A 16,165-nucleotide genomic window follows, 5' to 3' on the forward strand; every position below is an offset into this window, starting at 1 on the left:
ATTGCTTCTCGACATTAAAGCGTTTTTTCGATAAATTAATAATCTCTTACCAACATGAAAAGCTGGAGGCAAATCATCCATGAGCAAGCAGTCATCAAGCAACTCCCCCGTCGGGTCCTTGAATAAGGCAGAGCGTTTTTCCTCGTCAGGGTTCATTCTGGCTGCGATCGGCAGTTCGGTCGGGCTGGGAAACATGTGGAAATTTCCGTATATTACCGGTGAGCATGGAGGCGCGGCCCTTTTTCTTCTTTTCATCGTTTGCTTGATTGTGGTCGGCTTGCCCGTGCTGCTGGCCGAGATGACGATCGGACGCGGAGGCCGGGGCAACGCAGCGATGTCGCTGTTCAATCTGACCGGCAACAAATACTGGAAATGGTTCGGCGCCCTGTCCGTTCTGACTGCCTTCCTGATCATGTCCTACTATGCCGTCGTGGCCGGCTGGACGTTCCAATACACGCTTGATTCCCTTACCGGCGGCCTGTCGCATAAGGGAATGAACTACGAAACGCATTTCACCGATTTCGCCGGCGGCCTCATGCCGATCTTCTGGCAAGCGGTCGTGATGCTCATCTGCGGTTATGTCGTGGGCAGAGGCATCTCCGGCGGCATCGAGAAATTCAACAAAATTCTGATTCCCGGCTTCTTGATCATCCTGCTTGTTCTGATGGCCCGTTCTCTCACGCTGCCCGGCGCAGCTGAAGGCGTCGAGTTTTTCCTGAAGCCGGACTTCGCCCAGCTGGACAGCGAATCCGTGCTGGTCGCTCTCGGACATGCCTTCTTCTCGCTATCCCTGGGCATGGGATGCATGCTGACCTACGGCTCCTATGTACAGAAGGAGCAATCGCTCGGCAAAGCGACGCTCGCGATCGGCATCGGCGATCTCGGGTACGCCTTCATCGCCGGCCTGATCATCTTCCCGACCGTCTTTTCGTACGGGCTGCAGCCGGACAAGGGTGTCGGGCTCGCGTTCATGGCGCTGCCGGCGGCTTTCTCGCAAATGCCTTTCGGCGCCTTCTTCGGGGGCTTGTTCTTCATCCTGCTGGCCATCGCGGCGCTGACATCGGCCGTGTCCATCCTTGAAGTGCCGGTAGCCTTCGCCATGACCCAGTGGAAATGGTCTCGCCAGAAGGCCGCCACGATCGTGACATCCGTCTGCTTCGTGCTCGGCATTCCTTCGGCGCTGTCCGTGACGGGCTCGCTGAGCGACTTCCTCATCTTCGGCAAAACGGTGTTCGACTGGTTCGACTTCTCCACGGCATATCTGCTCATGCCGATCGGGGGACTCGTCGTCACCTTGTTCACCGGGTATGCCTGGAAGCGGGCCGGGGAAGAAGCCGGCCTTACGGGCTTCTGGTACAGGGCGTGGATGGTTACGCTGCGCTACGTCGCACCTCTCCTCATCCTGGTGGTGCTGCTCTACTCGCTGTTCGTCAAGCCGGTATAACGGCAATAAAAAAAGAGGCTGTTCCCTTCGTCATCTCATTGACGCAGGGAACAGCCTCTTTTAATTGGTGGAATTTCAGGAAAAGCAGCGGCTTGATCATCGAGAACTGCGATGTTCACCGGGCACGAATTTCACATGGAAGATAGAAGCTGAACCCTGCCGGCCTTGACCCGGTCCAAAAAGGCGCTTGCGGCCAAGTGCGCGGCTCCCCTCACGGCCGACGCATCGCCGAGCTCCGCGAACAGGACGCGCAGGCGGCTGCGGTGGTAAGGGAGCGCGCGGCTCTCCAGCTCGCGGGCAAGCGGGACTTCGAGCCAGCGCTTGGCCCGGCTCAGCCGGTTCCCGATGAGCACGGCTTCCGGATTGAAGACATTGGCGATGGTCGCGATTCCGACTCCAAGCATAGCCCCCGTGCGCTCCATGACGTCGATGATCGCCTTATCGCCTGCGTTCGCTCGTTCCATGATTTCATCCAGCGTGCGGCATCCAAGAGGAAGAGCGTTGTCCAGCAACGCTTGTTCGGAGGCGTACAGCTCCCAGCAGCCCCGGTTGCCGCAGCGGCAAGGCGGGCCGGCATAATCGACGGAGAGATGCCCGAGCTCGCCGGAGTGGCCGGTGGAGCCGCGGTACAGCTTGCCGTCAAGCACGAGGCCCGTCCCGATGCCGATGCCCGCGCTGACGTAGACCAGATGACGGATGCCCGAGCCCGCTCCGAATACCTGCTCCCCGAGGGCGCCGAAGTTGGCTTCGTTGTCGACCCGCACCGGCACGCCGAAGCGGGCTTCCGTCAGCCGGGCCACTTCGGTAGGCTCCCAGTCCATATTCGGGGCGAACAGCAGGGCTCCCGTCTCGTCCACGATGCCGGGAAGGCCGATCCCGATGCCTACGAGGCCGTAAGGGCTGGCTTCGGCGACAGCTGCAAGCTCCTCGATAAGCGCGAACAGCAGCTTCATGATGGAAGCCGCCGAACGGGCTTGATGAGGACGCCTGATCTCCTCGAGGACAGCGCCCTCCAGATCTGTCAGCACGCCAAGGATGTAGTTCGCCCCGACGTCGACGCCGACCGTATGTCCGGCCCGGTTGTTGAATACAAGCATGACCGGCTTGCGGCCGCCGCTCGATTGTCCTTGACCGGTTTCGAGGACGAGCTGCTGGTCCAGCAGATCCTGCACGAGGGAGGATACCGTCGCTTTGTTGAGGCCCGTCTTCTCGGATATCGCCGCTCTGGACAAGGGGGCATGCTTCAGTACGGCTTCGAGCGCGATGCCCGTATTGATGCGCCGGATCATTGCCGGATCTCCGGTGGCGGTAGTCGGTTTCATAGGTGCAGCTCTCCTTCTATGTTGCGGCCTGCGGCCGGTTGCTGATCAAGACAAGTATATATCGGATGAGAGAGGAAACAAATGCGGCTTGGATTCGCTTCCGTTAAGTATACCAAAAACAACTTAGTTTGTTTAGTAGACAAACTAAGTTGAACGATGGTAAATTAGATTCCGTAGAGCGTTTACATTTCCGTACTCGGGAGGCAATCATTCATGGGATATTTTGATGGAATCGGCAGCATTCGCTACGAAGGCAGGGACACGGACAATCCGCTCGCTTTCCGGCATTACAACGCAAATGAGGTCGTGCTGGGCAAAACGATGGCCGAGCATCTGCGCTTCGCCGTCGCTTACTGGCATACGTACGTAGCCGACGGCTCCGATCCGTTCGGCTCCGGCACAGCGGTTCGTCCGTGGGACAAATTCGCCGGCCTGGACCGCGCCAAGGCGCGCGCGGAAGCGAACTTCGAATTCATGGATAAGCTGGATCTGCCGTTCTTCTGCTTCCACGACCGGGATATCGCTCCGGAAGGCGACACGCTCCAGGAAACGAACAAAAACCTCGACGTCATCGTCGCCCTGCTGAAGGACGGCATGAAATCGAGCGGCCGCAAGCTTCTCTGGAACACCGCGAACATGTTCACCAACCCGCGCTTCACGCACGGCGCCGGTACGGCTCCGAACGCGCAGGTATATGCCTATGCAGGAGCCCAGCTGAAGAAAAGCCTGGAGATCGGCAAAGAGCTCGGAGCCCAGAACTACGTGTTCTGGGGCGGCCGTGAAGGGTACGAGACGCTCCTCAATACCGATGTGGAGCTTGAGCTCGACAACCTCGCACGCCTGTACCAGATGGCGATCGCCTATGCCGACGAGATCGGCTTCGACGCCCAGTTCCTGATCGAGCCGAAGCCGAAGGAGCCTTCCAAGCATCAATACGACTTCGATGCCGCGACGACGCTCTCGTTCCTGCAGAAGTACGGCTTGAAGGACCGCTTCAAGCTGAACCTGGAGGCGAACCATGCGACTCTGGCCGGCCATACGTTCGAGCATGAGGTCCGCGTCGCGGCGATCAACGGCGCGCTCGGCTCGCTGGACGCCAACCAGGGCGACTTGCTGCTCGGCTGGGATACGGACGAATTCCCGACCGACCTGTACAGCACGACACTGACGATGTACGAGGTGCTGAAGGCAGGCGGCCTCGGACGCGGAGGCGTCAACTTCGACGCCAAGGTGCGCCGCGGCTCCTTCGAGCTGGACGATCTGTTCCTCGGCCATATCGCCGGCATGGACAGCTTCGCATGGGGGCTGAAGGCAGCCGCCAAGCTGATCGAGGACAAGGTTCTCGACAAAGTCGTGGAGGACCGATACGCCAGCTTCGGAGAAGGCATCGGGGCAGAGATCGTATCGGGACGTGCGACGCTGGCTTCCCTGGAGCAGTACGCGCTCCAGAACAACCCGATCGTCAACGCCTCCGGACGTCTGGAAGCGATCAAGGCGAAGCTGAACGAAGTGATCTTCCGTGTCTGAGTACGTCATCGGCATCGATCTGGGCACCAGCAGCGTCAAGGCGCTGCTGGTCGACCGGAAAGGGAATGTAGCGGCAGAAGCTTCTCGCGAATATCCGCTGCATAGCCCGAAGGCCGGCTGGAGCGAGCAGGATCCGGAGCAATGGGTAGAGGGAACGCTGGCTGTGCTGGGCGAGCTCGGAGCTTCCGATGCTTTGAAGACAGGAGTTGTGGGTGGCATCAGCTTCTCCGGACAGATGCACGGCCTTGTGCTGCTGGACAAGGACAATCGCCCGCTGCGGCCGGCCATTCTGTGGAACGATACGCGCACGACGGCGCAGTGCCGGGAGATCGAGGCCAGGCTCGGCGGCAAGCTGCTGGACATTACCCGCAATCCGGCCCTGGAAGGCTTCACGCTGCCCAAGATTCTGTGGGTGCGCGAGCAGGAGCCGGAAATCTTCGGGCAGGCGGCGCTGTTCCTGCTGCCGAAGGATTACGTCCGCTACCGGCTGTGCGGAACGATCCGCATGGATTACTCCGACGCCGCCGGAACGCTGCTGCTGAACGTGCCGGAGCGCGCATGGAGCGCGGAGATCCTGGAAGCATTCGGGCTGGACGCATCGCTATGCCCGCCGCTTGCGGAGTCTGCCGAGCAGACGGGAGCTCTGCTGCCGGAGCTGGCCGAAGAGGCAAGGCTTCGAGGGCCGCTGGCCGTATTCGCCGGCGGCGCGGACAATGCCTGCGGCGCCATCGGCGCAGGCATTCTGCAGGAAGGGGAGGCCTTGTGCAGCATCGGCACTTCCGGCGTCATGCTGTCCTACGAATCGGATCGCGGACGCGATTACGGCGGCAAGGTCCACTTCTTCAACCATGGCGAGAAGGACGCTTATTACTCTATGGGCGTGACGCTTGCCGCGGGTTATTCCATGAGCTGGTTCCGCCGGCTGATGGGCGGCTTGCCTTACGAGGAGCTGCTTGAGGGCGCGGATCAGGTGCCGGCAGGCGCCGGCGGACTGCTGTTCGCGCCTTATCTTGCCGGCGAGCGGACCCCACATGCGGATGCGGCCATCCGGGCCAGCTTCATCGGGCTGGACGGCTCGCATGGCCGCTCCCATATGGCGCGGGCCGTCATGGAGGGAATCACATTCTCCTTGAACGAGACGCTTCATATGTACCGGGAGGCGGGGAAACAGATGAGCGCCGTCATCTCGATCGGCGGAGGCGCCCGCAATCCGCTGTGGCTGCAGATCCAGGCGGACATCTTCCAGGTGCCGGTAACGGCGCTTGCCAACGAGCAAGGGCCGGGCATGGGGGCTGCGATGCTGGCCGCCGCCGGCTGCGGCTGGTACGGCGATCTGCGCGATTGCGCCGCAGCTTTCGTACGCCGAGGCCGAACATACGAGCCGAGTGCAGCTGCAGCCGAAGTATATGAGCAGTTGTTCCCGGTATACCAGCAGGTGTATGGAGCGACCCGATCATTGAGCGAGGCGCTCATGCCATTCAGAAGCTGAACGCACCTATAGCCGCCGCCTTGGAAGATCACATCTTCCGGGGAGGCGGCTTTTTGCAGCGGATCGGGAGAGGATAGCAGCTGAACGGCCCGATTTGGACGGCCATTTGGAGAGATATCCCGGCCGGCATTCATATTTTTATCGCCAATTGGTTACCGTAATGCTGCCCAGAAACATCCCAAAAGGAGACCCGATCCCGATGACCGAACGCCATGACCATTCCCTGCTCTTCCGCTTCACGGATTCAGCCTCTGCTTCCGTCGCCGTATCGACGCTTCGCGAGCTTGGATACGATGCCGTCGCTGCGGGTAACGCGGAAATCCGCTTGTCTCTCCACGGCAACGACCTGACGTCCGCCCTTGAAATCGCCTTCGCCCATGGAGGCGAGCTGGACGTTCCGGAAGACACGATTACGATTCCGGCGCATATGGTCAATGAAGATCTGGTCGCTTGGGAGGAGGGCTTCTCCCTGAATTCCTCCTTGCCCGGCGACAGCGCCGATTCCGGCCTCCGCAACCGGGACGAAGCTATGGAAGGCGAGGAGGCTTTTCCTGAACAGGACGCCACGCTCAACTATTTTTCGGGGGACGTCCACATCTGAACCGATGTTGAATCAACTGAATTAGAGCAGGACATCCCGTCATGCACAGCCAAAAAGGCCGTCACCGATCTCTGCCCGTGCAATAGGCTGGAGACCGGAACGGCCTTTTTGGCGATTCAAGACAATCATCGTTGCCGCAGCACCGCTTCCGCCGCGCTGCGGCCGGCATGGTACCCGGTCGTGAAGGCGGCGGTAATATTGTACCCTCCGGTGAAGCCGTGAATGTCGAGCACTTCTCCGCAAAAGTAAAGGCCTTGCTGCAGCTTGGACTCCATTGTGGCCGGACTGATTTCCTTCACATGGACGCCGCCGCCGGTAACGAAAGCTTCCTCGATCGAGAGCGTGCCGTTCACCATGACGGGCAGCTGCTTGAGCAGCCTCGCGAAGTCCATCCATGCCGCCCTGTTCAGGTTGTCGTAAGTCGTCATGGGATTGATGTCCGCACAGAGAAGGGCGTATTCCGCCATTCGATCCTGCATGACGGCGGGCAGCACGTTTTTGACCGCCTTCTTCGGCTCGCTGGCTGCCAGTCCGAGCAGCTCGGCATAGAGGGCATCGGCGGACCGGTCCGGATACAGATCCAGGGTTACTTTGACCGGCTGTCCCGATGTTTTCTTCCTTTCCTTGACGACATACTGGCTGCAGCGAAGAGCGGCAGGGCCCGACAATCCGAAATGAGTGAAGATCATGTCGCCCTCCTGTTCGGTCAGCCGCTTGCCTTTGGCGCTCCACACCGTCATGACGATTCCGCGGAGCGAGAGGCCTTGCAGCTCCCGGCTGCGGATGAACGGCTCAGACGAGGTGAGAGGGACCTCGGTCGGGTAGAGCTCCGTGACGGTATGCCCCGCCTCCTCTGCCCAAGGATACGCATCCCCTGTCGATCCCGTATGAGGAACGGACTTGCCTCCTGCGGCGACAATGACGGCCCGCGAGGAGATCGTCCGTCCATCGGTCAGCCGGACGCCCTTGACCTTGCCGTCCTTGAACAGCACTCCCGCGACCTTCTCGTTCGTGCGGACAGCGACCCCTCCCTCGCCTACGTGGCGGACCAATGCGTCAACGACCGATTTGGCTTTGTCCGATACAGGGAACATCCGGCCTCTGTCCTCTTCCTTCAGACGGATGCCGAGTCCCTCGAACATGGCTGCGATTTCCCGGCTGCCGAAGCTGGAGAGAGCGCTGTGGAGGAATTTCCCGTTTCCTGGAATATAGCGGATCAGCTCTTCCGGCTCCTTGTTGTTCGTCACGTTGCATCGGCCCCCGCCCGATATGCCGAGCTTGCGTCCCAGCTTGCTTCCCTTGTCGAGGAGCAGCGTGGCGGCTCCTGCGTGCCCGGCCGCTGCCGCGGCCATCAGTCCGGAAGGACCGCCTCCGATGACGATGACTTCATAAAATTCCTGGCTAGACATGGCTTGATGAAAGCTCCTTCTTCTCTGCCGCATGCGGACAGGCGTATTCAATCTGTTCGCAGATTACCACTGATTCTAACAGATTCCCGGAACAGTTGGAAAACGGCTATGGACATAACGGGAGTTCATCCGAAAAAAGCTCCTTTCCGTCCCAAATAAATGAAGCGGATGAATCAAATCGACGGCATGAGCCAGAATCTTACAATCGTTGATTGTCAAATATCGCCACCTGTGCTTTAATCGGAGTTATCGAAGGTGCGGAAGGGGGAAACTCGTGCTCTGATGTGGGACAAACTAATTTTGCAAGCATTCGTTTCCTTGCTGCCGATATTTGTCTACCAGCTGTGGATGTACCGGATCAATCACGAACGGAAGTCTGCCGCTTTCTTTTGCGCAGCGTACGGCTTGTCCCTTGTTGGATGTTTTGCCCTGTCCATCCGCACCCAATACGGATTTGACCTCGATTTGCGCTTGCTCCCTCTGTTTCTGGGATCCCTGTATGGCGGCTATCCGGCCGTCGCGGTACTGGGCGTGATTTATGGCAGCTTGCAAATCTCCAGGCTGGACAGCCCGTACGAAACGACCAGCTTCATCCTGTTCATCAGCTTGTTCATCCCGATTATTCTCCTGACGGTCCGCCCGTTCCAGCGAGCGCGGATGAAGAATAAATTACGCATCACCTTTACCTTGATGGCGCTGGCGTTTATTTATTATGCCGGCACATACATATCGTATTTACGGACATATGAACCGGACGGGCTGAACAGCGGGCTCGCGGCTCTCGCCGGAATCGGCTGCATATACGGAATCGTGACGGCGCTGACGCTGTACACGATCAGCAAGGTCGTGGAGCATCATCAGCTGCAGATCCAGCTAAGGCGAATGTCCTCCAACTACATGAACGAAGTCCATAAGCTCCAGCAATTCGTCGACCAGATGTCTATGGGAACCGTCATCGTAGATCGTGACGGCAGGCTTTCGCATATCAATGATGCGGCAATACGTTTCAGCGGGCAAGCATTGAAGGGAAGGGACAAGCTGGAGTTTGCGGGAATCAGCTATGAATCCTTTTTCCGAGATCGCGACAGCTGCCGCATCCTCTTCGATTCGGCTCTGGACGGGACTCCGGTGCCTTCCCAGATTCATCAGGAGAGCGATCGCGTCTATCTGCTGACAGCCTTCCCAATCCTGGACCTGCAGGCAGGAGACGCTCCGGGCGCAGCGATGATGATCCAGGACATCTCCGAGCTCAACCAGCTGCGCAACGAGCTCAGCAAAATGGAGCGGCTCAGCCTCGTCGGACAGATGGCCGCAAGCATCACGCATGAAATCCGCAATCCGATGGCTGTCATACGCGGATTCGTCCAGCTGATGCGCGAGCGCAGCCCCGACAGCCAGCAGGAATATTTCCGGATCATTATCGAGGAGCTTGACCGGGCCAACTCCATCATCAACGACTTCCTCTCGCTTGCCCAGAACCGTGTCATCGCCAAGGAGGTCGGTTCCCTGCACCATGTCATCAATGAGCTTCTTCCTCTATTATGGGCGGACGCCAATCTGAGGGGCCAGTCCATCGAGCTGAATTTTGCCGAGGCGATTCCGCTTCTGGAGCTCAATGACAAGGAGATCAAGCAGCTGATCCTGAATCTGGCCCGCAACGGCATGGAAGCGATGGGCGAGAAAGGGATCCTGACGCTGAGCACCCGGCAGAGCGGCAGAAACATCGAGCTGCGGGTCGAGGATACTGGGGAAGGCATTCCGGAGGACAAGAGAGAGCGGCTGTTCGAGCCGTTCTATACGACCAAAGCCCGCGGCACCGGACTCGGCCTGCCGCTGTGCCTCAGCATCGCGGAGCGCCACAACGGCAGGATCGAAGTCCAATCCGTACCGGGGCAAGGCACTTCATTCATCATTACGTTCGAAGTTCCCGATTCGGTCCAAGGCGGCGGCGCTACGGCATAACGCGGCATCGTTTGATGCATCATAAGCTGAAGCGGCCTGCCTAAGGCGGGCTGCCCATCATGAGACGGGAGCTGAATTGCCATGAGCAAGAACGAGAACGAATCCAAGGAAAAGCTGCAGCAGGAGAGCGCTGCAGCCAAGAACCGCTCCAGCAAGTCCCCGGAAGCGGCCGGCTACGACAAAAAGCTGGACGGACCGAACCGTCCTTCAATTTAAGGCCATGCCGGGCAAGGACCAGCCGGAGCTCGATCCTTACGAGCTGGAGTTCCGTCCCGAATTCAAGACAGGCCGCGGGCCCCGCGAGCCGTTCGTCAACGAGCACGGAGTCGTGATCGGGGATCACGATTATGTGTCGGCGGCGTCTCCTCTCGAGCAGTGGTCGGAGGAGACGGACCCGTCTCTGATGGCGGGAGACGAATGGGTGCATCCGTTCAAGGACATCGGCTTCCTGACGGAGGAGAACCGGGATTATTTCGAGCAGGGCATCGAGCCGCGTCCGGGCAGCTTCGGCCACCCGGAGCACAACGCCCTGAGCGGCATCGACGAGGATGCAGGCAAGGAAGAATAACGTCAACGTCCGGAATTGCCGGCCGCTTCGGAGCTGCAAGCATGGAGGCAGCCGAAGCGGCCTTTTCCTATTGGCATCGTCAGACGCAAGCCATGCAGCGGGTTTTCCCAATCGGTGCAGGATGCGCTATAATAGTGGAGAAGGTTATTATTCTCCGAGAGGTGGTAAACAAAGATGTCTATGTCTTTTGAAAGATACATGTTCGATATGGTCCAGCCAATGCGCGACGAGCTGACCCGTCTGGGAATCCAGGAGCTGCGCACGCCCGAGGAAGTGGAGGAAAAGCTTCCGGATGCCAAGGGCACCACGCTTGTCGTCATCAACTCCGTCTGCGGCTGCGCAGCCGGACAATGCCGTCCAGGCGTTGCCGACGCGCTGAACCACGACATCACTCCGGATCACTTGTACACGGTGTTCGCCGGCCAGGACAAGGAAGCGACAGCCAAGGCTCGCGAATACTTCGCGCCGTACCCGCCGTCTTCCCCTTCCATCGCTCTGTTCAAGGATGGAGAGCTCGTGCATTTCATCGAACGGCATCAGATCGAGAACCGCTCCGCCGCTGAAATTTCCGCGGATCTGTCCAGCGCGTTCGACCGCTTCTGCCGCTAATCCATTTCCCTTAAGCCAGGAGGAATCCCCGTGAGTCTTCAGCAGGAAATCATTGCCAAGCTGGGCGTCAAGCCAAGCATCGATCCGGAACAGGAAATCCGCCGCAGGGTTGATTTTCTGAAGGATTACGTGAAAAAAGCGGGCGCTTCGGGACTGCTGATCGCCATCAGCGGCGGCATCGACAGCGCCGTCGCAGCGGGATTATGCAAAAAAGCGACCGACGAGCTGTCGCAGGAATCCGGCCGGGAGTACATCACTCTCGGCGTGTTCCAGCCTTACGGCGAGCAAGCGGACATTTCGCACAGCTATGAGGTCGCCGATGCCTTCCAGCTCACCCACCGCATGGAGACCAACATCCAGGAAGCTGTCGACGAGATTGCGCTTGAGGTTGAGCACGGGCTCAAATCCATCGGCATGTCCCGTCACGTGAACCGCGGCGTCAAAGGCAACATCAAGGCGCGCACGCGCATGGTGGCCCAGTACGCGCTGGCGGGAGAGCTGAACCTGCTCGTCGTGGGCACTGACCATGCTTCCGAAGCGATTACCGGCTTCTATACCAAGTGGGGCGACGGAGCGGTCGACATCACGCCGCTCAGCACGCTGAACAAGCATCAGGTCCGCCAGGTGGCGGCCGTGCTCGGCGTTCCGGCCAGCGTCCAGGAGAAGGCTCCTACAGCTGGACTGTGGGAAGGCCAGACGGACGAAGGCGAGCTCGGCATCAAATACGACGACAACAGCGCTTACCTCGAAGGACGGGAAGTGGCTCCCGAAGTCCGCGAGCTGCTGGAGAAGCAGTATTTGAAGACCGAGCATAAGCGCACGACGATTCCGGGAATCTAGGGACAACCTAGCCTTCATGATCATCGGAATCGGCCACGACCTATGCGATGTCGACCGGATCGAGGCTCTTTTGGGCGGATCGTCCGGAAGACGCTTCGAGGAGCGGATTCTCGCTCCGGCCGAAAGGGAGCAAGCGGCGGGCTTGGCGGGCCGCAGACGCGCCGAGTTCGTCGCCGGCCGCTTCGCCGCCAAGGAAGCCGTCTCCAAGGCGCTTGGCTGCGGCATCGGCAGCATCTGCGGCTTCCGCGACATCCACGTGCTGCGTTCCGCCACGGGCCGGCCGGTCTGCGAGCTGTCGCTGCACACATTGCAGTCGCTCGGCCTCGCTGGGCAGCCGCTGCTGCATGTGAGCATCACCCATGAGCGAGGGCTTGCCTCCGCTTTTGCGGTCATGGAGAGCGTCTAGCTTTTTCTTTTCCAAGCTTTAGCTCCAGAAAGCAAACGCCTGCCTCCCCGATCGGGACGGCAGGCGTTTTGTCGTCTGGAGTCATTTTTTTTCTTTCAGCCATTGGGTCAGGCTATCGATCTGCTCCGGGGTGAGCTTGTCCTTGAAGGGAGGCATCAGACTCCCGCCGCTGCCGATCTGCGCAGCAATCCTCTCCTGCGTCAGGCGGCTCCCCGCATCATGGATATCCGTGTCGGGACCCATCCTGCCCTTGAGGTCCGTTCCATGGCAGGAAAGGCAATGCGATTTGTACAGCGTGACGGTTTCTTTGGGTCCCTGCAGGGCGGATCCCGTGCTTTCGCTGCCGGAGGACCCGCATCCGGACAACAGCAGCAATGCGGCGGCAAAGGCCGCCAGGCCGAATAAGCGCATAGCGCATTCCTCCTTATCGGTTCCATTATAGCCTCTCGGAGGACGGCCAGCCATCGCTGTCAGACGTTTCCTTTCTTAGAATGATACCACTCTAAGGAAGATTTCCGTATAATTAGCAATGGAACAGCTTCATGGGTCTGTCGGCCCAACACGAGTTCCGGGAGTATTGGCAATGGATAAACCAATGAATCTAATCCTTCAAACCCGGCTTCGGCAAATGCAAGTCATCCATGTTATGGCTGCAAGAAGCGAATGGAAGCCTGGGAGCGTCATAGAAAATTCCAGTCTGGGACATCATTGTCTCGCGCTGCCGATTACAGGCTCTGCGAGCCTGAATGCTGCCGATCGGACCCTTCAAGCCGGACCCGGGCGCATGTACTGCATTCCTCCGGGAACCAAGCAGAACTATATTGTCGATAAAGGCGAAGCTTTTCGCTGCTACTGGGTTCGATTCGTGCTGGATGCCGGCAGCTCAGAGTTTTTCAAGTCCCTGCAGCTTCCCTTGTCTGCAGCTGTGGATGAGCCGGATCAGCTCCAAGGTCATTTCCGGCGCCTGATTTCCTTGTCCGGAAGCATGACAGACGAGCTTATGGCAAGAGCCATCATTATGGAACTCGTCGCTGCCTTTCTGCAAAGAGGGCTGGAAGGGCATTCAAGCGCCGCTGCCGCATCCGAGTTGAGCCGATTCTCGGAGATTCTCGATTATATCGAGCGGCATCCGGCTGACAATCTGTCGGTCGACGACCTCGCCAGTCAGATGTATCTGCATCCGAACTACTTCATTTCCTTATTCCGCAGCTTCACCGGCTGCACGCCGATTCAATACGTCAACCAGCGCAAGATGGAGCATGCCCGCAAGCTGCTTGACGAGAGCACGCTGCCGGTGCGGGACATCGCCAGCGAGGTCGGCTTGACGAGCCCTTATTTCTCGCGGATGTTCAAGCAGCTGATAGGGACTTCCCCGCGCCGCTACAGGCAGCTGATGGAGGAAACGCGATTGTTCAAGATGGAAAAGCCGGATGAGGCCCACCAGACGGGTTCTTTCATCAAGATGGAAAAGCCGGATGAGGCCCACCAGACGGGTTCTTTCATCAAGATGGAAAAGCCGGATGAGGCCCACCAGACGGGTTCTTCCATCAAGATGGAAAAGCCGGATGAGGCCCACCAGACGGGTTCTTCCATCAAGATGGAAAAGCCGGTTGCAAGCAATCGTCAGGGTTGCTTCCACTCCCTCAACGAAGAGTTCGGCTGGCTGGATGAAGCCGTCGGGTGCGGAAGGACGGCATCGATCTATTCCATTTTCGACCGGAAAAGCGGAAACAGCTTCAAATAAGGAGAGACGAAATACGAATGACAGAATACAAAGCTGCCCTACAGGACGGAAGCTCATCGGCTTATTTCAGCAGGGAACTGCTGATCTGGTACCGTCAGAATCGAAGGGTGCTGCCATGGCGGAGCAATCGGGATCCATACCGGATCTGGGTATCGGAAATCATGCTGCAACAGACGAGAGTGGATACGGTAATTCCATATTACGAGAGGTTCATGAGCCGGTTTCCGACGCTTGCGGATTTGGCGGAGGCACCGGAAGCGGATGTGCTCAAGCACTGGGAGGGCCTCGGCTACTATTCCCGAGCCCGCAATCTGCAAGCCGGGGCCAAGGAAGTCATGGCCGTTCACGGAGGCTCGATTCCCGATGACAAGACAGCAGTGTCTTCGCTTAAGGGTGTAGGGCCGTATACGTCCGGGGCGATCATGAGCATCGCCTTCAACCGTCCGGAGCCTGCGGTCGACGGCAATGTCATGCGCGTTCTGTCCCGCTACTTCAACCGCGACGAGGATATCGCCAAGCCTTCTACCCGTGTGGGAATGGAAAAGCTGGCCGCCTCGCTCATCCCCGATGGAGCAGCGGGGGATTTCAATCAGGGCTTGATGGAGCTGGGCGCGCTCGTATGCACCCCGCGGACGCCGGGCTGCCTGACCTGTCCCGTCATGGTCCACTGCGCGGGCCGCATCGCCGGGCGCGAGCTGGAGCTGCCGGTCAAGACGAAGGCCAAACCTCCCAAGCCTCAAGTACGGCTCGCCGCCGTCATTGAAGGCACCGGCGAGCATGCCGGCCGCGTCCTCATCCGCCAGCGCCCGGATACCGGTCTGCTTGCAAGCCTCTGGGAGCTGCCGCATGTGCTGCTGGACGAGCCCGGAGCCGGTCCCGCCAAGCGAGGCCGCAAGCCGGACTTGCTCGCCGAGCCTCCGGTGGAGCGCCAGGCGGCCGATGCCGGCGACCTGCGGCGCTTGCTGCGCGAGGACAGCGGATTGACGGCCGTTCCCCGCCGCTGGTGGGGAGCGGAGGAGCATACGTTCAGCCATCTTCATTGGACGATGCGCGTGTACCTGGCCGAGCTGGACTCGTCCGAAAGCGCTGGCGGAACCAGCAGAGGAGCATGGCCTCGCGGAGCAAGCGCCGCCGCCGAGGCGGGAGAAGCCTATGCGGCTTCCGAGGAGTCTGCAGCAGCGGCGCAGAGCGCGACGGAAGGCGTTAATGCGGCAGCTGCCGGAGATCCACCTGCGCTACCGCCGGAATACCGCTGGATCGGACCTGGCGACATGCGCCATTATGCCTTTCCGAACTTATTTGCCAAGATCCTGTACGACTACTGGGACAAAGCCGAGGACGGGGAAGGAGCATAAATCCGATGGGCAAGCTGCTTGATGTGCTTCTGGAGGAAAAAATCGTCGCGATATTCCGGGGTATCGGAGCAAAGGAAGCGGATGCTGCGGCAGGAGCGCTGATCCGCGGCGGCATCTCCCTGATGGAGGTCACGCTTAATACGCATGGAGCTCTGGCGATCCTTTCCCGCTGGAGAGAGCTTTACGACGGCCATGCCTACATAGGGGCCGGAACGGTGCTGGATCTCAAGCAGGCGAGGGAAGCGGCTTCCGCCGGCGCACAGTTCCTCATCTCTCCGAGCCTCGACGAGGAAGTGGTCGCTTTCGGCGCTGCCGAAGGCATATCCGTATGGCCGGGAGTCATGACGCCTACCGAGATCGTCCGAGCCTGGAAGGCAGGGGCGGAGGCGGTCAAAATATTCCCGATGGCCTCCCTCGGCCACCATTACCTGCAGGAGCTGAAAGCTCCGCTGAATCATATTCCCATGATGGCGACCGGCGGCGTCGATCTGGACAACATCGGGGATTATTTACGGGCGGGAGCGGATGCCGTAGGCTTGGGCAGCAAGATCGTCAATCTGCAATGGGCTCGCGAGGGCCGGTTCGATCTCATGGAAGAGCGGGCGCGGCAGTTCGCGGAAGCGGTGCAAGAAAGTAAATCTAAAAAAGTAAATGCAAAATAGGAAATGCAAAAAAGATTGTAAAAGGTAACGGAGTGGCTCTGCTCCGTTACCTTTTTTGATGTTGGAGGCCTATGCCGCAGCCGACAGGCCGGGGGGCGGTTATAGCGCCCTCACCTTCTGCAGCCGGATCCGGCTGTGGTCCAATCCATCTTCTTTGGAAACGGCTTGATGGATTCCATAGCTATACCTCCTTGGCTGAACCTGCGCAAGTGGATAAGAAGGCTGCC

General features: G+C 59.3%; 16 protein-coding genes. 13 read left to right on the plus strand and 3 right to left on the minus strand.

The genetic code is table 11. The annotated features are described in order from the left end of the window. Positions 1–79 precede the first annotated feature (79 nt). On the plus strand, positions 80–1,444 hold the full coding sequence (locus ACLBWT_RS08395) for a sodium-dependent transporter (RefSeq protein WP_447662607.1): 1,365 nt from the start codon (positions 80–82) through the stop codon (positions 1,442–1,444). A 131-nt stretch (positions 1,445–1,575) separates the two neighbouring features. On the opposite strand, the gene ACLBWT_RS08400 is transcribed toward ACLBWT_RS08395, so the two are convergent. Further along, positions 1,576–2,766 carry an ROK family protein gene (locus tag ACLBWT_RS08400; RefSeq protein ID WP_447662608.1) on the minus strand — a complete coding sequence of 397 codons (1,191 nt, stop codon included), beginning with the start codon at positions 2,764–2,766 and terminating at the stop codon, positions 1,576–1,578. Between the two features lie 213 nt (positions 2,767–2,979). Between ACLBWT_RS08400 and xylA the strand changes: the two genes are divergently transcribed. The 3 genes from xylA to ACLBWT_RS08415 all read left to right on the plus strand — a co-directional run bounded on the left by xylA (position 2,980) and on the right by ACLBWT_RS08415 (position 6,383). Next, entirely contained in the window at positions 2,980–4,293 is a 1,314-nt protein-coding gene (gene xylA, locus ACLBWT_RS08405; RefSeq protein WP_076359798.1) for a xylose isomerase, read from the plus strand. Further along, the gene (gene xylB, locus ACLBWT_RS08410; RefSeq protein WP_447662609.1) at positions 4,286–5,782 is read left to right on the plus strand and encodes a xylulokinase; all 1,497 of its coding nucleotides are present in this window, start codon (positions 4,286–4,288) and stop codon (positions 5,780–5,782) included. The genes xylA and xylB overlap by 8 nt, the downstream gene beginning before the upstream one ends. 199 nt (positions 5,783–5,981) lie before the next feature. Continuing rightward, the gene (locus tag ACLBWT_RS08415) at positions 5,982–6,383 is read left to right on the plus strand and encodes a hypothetical protein (protein WP_447662610.1); all 402 of its coding nucleotides are present in this window, start codon (positions 5,982–5,984) and stop codon (positions 6,381–6,383) included. Between the two features lie 125 nt (positions 6,384–6,508). Here ACLBWT_RS08415 and ACLBWT_RS08420 read toward each other — a convergent pair whose 3' ends face one another. After that, positions 6,509–7,792, minus strand: a complete 1,284-nt coding sequence (locus tag ACLBWT_RS08420; protein WP_447662611.1) for an NAD(P)/FAD-dependent oxidoreductase — start codon at positions 7,790–7,792, stop codon at positions 6,509–6,511. A 282-nt stretch (positions 7,793–8,074) separates the two neighbouring features. Here ACLBWT_RS08420 and ACLBWT_RS08425 point away from each other — a divergent pair, with 282 nt between their 5' ends. From ACLBWT_RS08425 to acpS, 6 genes are all read left to right on the plus strand, one after another. Continuing rightward, on the plus strand, positions 8,075–9,754 hold the full coding sequence (locus tag ACLBWT_RS08425; protein WP_447662612.1) for a two-component system sensor histidine kinase NtrB: 1,680 nt from the start codon (positions 8,075–8,077) through the stop codon (positions 9,752–9,754). An 81-nt stretch (positions 9,755–9,835) separates the two neighbouring features. Continuing rightward, entirely contained in the window at positions 9,836–9,970 is a 135-nt protein-coding gene (locus ACLBWT_RS08430; protein ID WP_268802156.1) for a hypothetical protein, read from the plus strand. Between the two features lie 4 nt (positions 9,971–9,974). Next, the gene (locus ACLBWT_RS08435; protein ID WP_447662613.1) at positions 9,975–10,322 is read left to right on the plus strand and encodes a DUF3905 domain-containing protein; all 348 of its coding nucleotides are present in this window, start codon (positions 9,975–9,977) and stop codon (positions 10,320–10,322) included. 174 nt (positions 10,323–10,496) lie between these two features. After that, on the plus strand, positions 10,497–10,931 hold the full coding sequence (locus ACLBWT_RS08440; RefSeq protein WP_447662614.1) for a BrxA/BrxB family bacilliredoxin: 435 nt from the start codon (positions 10,497–10,499) through the stop codon (positions 10,929–10,931). A 30-nt stretch (positions 10,932–10,961) separates the two neighbouring features. Next, the gene (nadE, locus tag ACLBWT_RS08445) at positions 10,962–11,771 is read left to right on the plus strand and encodes an ammonia-dependent NAD(+) synthetase (protein ID WP_447662615.1); all 810 of its coding nucleotides are present in this window, start codon (positions 10,962–10,964) and stop codon (positions 11,769–11,771) included. A gap of 16 nt (positions 11,772–11,787) precedes the next feature. Continuing rightward, positions 11,788–12,177 carry a holo-ACP synthase gene (gene acpS / locus ACLBWT_RS08450; RefSeq protein WP_447662616.1) on the plus strand — a complete coding sequence of 130 codons (390 nt, stop codon included), beginning with the start codon at positions 11,788–11,790 and terminating at the stop codon, positions 12,175–12,177. A gap of 81 nt (positions 12,178–12,258) precedes the next feature. Here acpS and ACLBWT_RS08455 read toward each other — a convergent pair whose 3' ends face one another. Then, a complete protein-coding gene (locus tag ACLBWT_RS08455; RefSeq protein WP_447662617.1) occupies positions 12,259–12,588 on the minus strand; it encodes a c-type cytochrome in 330 nt (109 codons plus the stop codon). A 235-nt stretch (positions 12,589–12,823) separates the two neighbouring features. Here ACLBWT_RS08455 and ACLBWT_RS08460 point away from each other — a divergent pair, with 235 nt between their 5' ends. From ACLBWT_RS08460 to ACLBWT_RS08470, 3 genes are read left to right on the plus strand one after another with little or no spacing between them, the layout of a single operon-like run. Further along, positions 12,824–13,921 carry an AraC family transcriptional regulator gene (locus ACLBWT_RS08460; RefSeq protein ID WP_447662746.1) on the plus strand — a complete coding sequence of 366 codons (1,098 nt, stop codon included), beginning with the start codon at positions 12,824–12,826 and terminating at the stop codon, positions 13,919–13,921. Between the two features lie 17 nt (positions 13,922–13,938). Beyond that, positions 13,939–15,276, plus strand: a complete 1,338-nt coding sequence (gene mutY / locus ACLBWT_RS08465; protein ID WP_447662618.1) for an A/G-specific adenine glycosylase — start codon at positions 13,939–13,941, stop codon at positions 15,274–15,276. A gap of 5 nt (positions 15,277–15,281) precedes the next feature. Beyond that, a complete protein-coding gene (locus ACLBWT_RS08470) occupies positions 15,282–15,938 on the plus strand; it encodes a bifunctional 4-hydroxy-2-oxoglutarate aldolase/2-dehydro-3-deoxy-phosphogluconate aldolase (RefSeq protein ID WP_447662619.1) in 657 nt (218 codons plus the stop codon). Positions 15,939–16,165: the final 227 nt, after the last annotated feature.

The organism is Paenibacillus sp. D51F, from assembly GCF_053345695.1.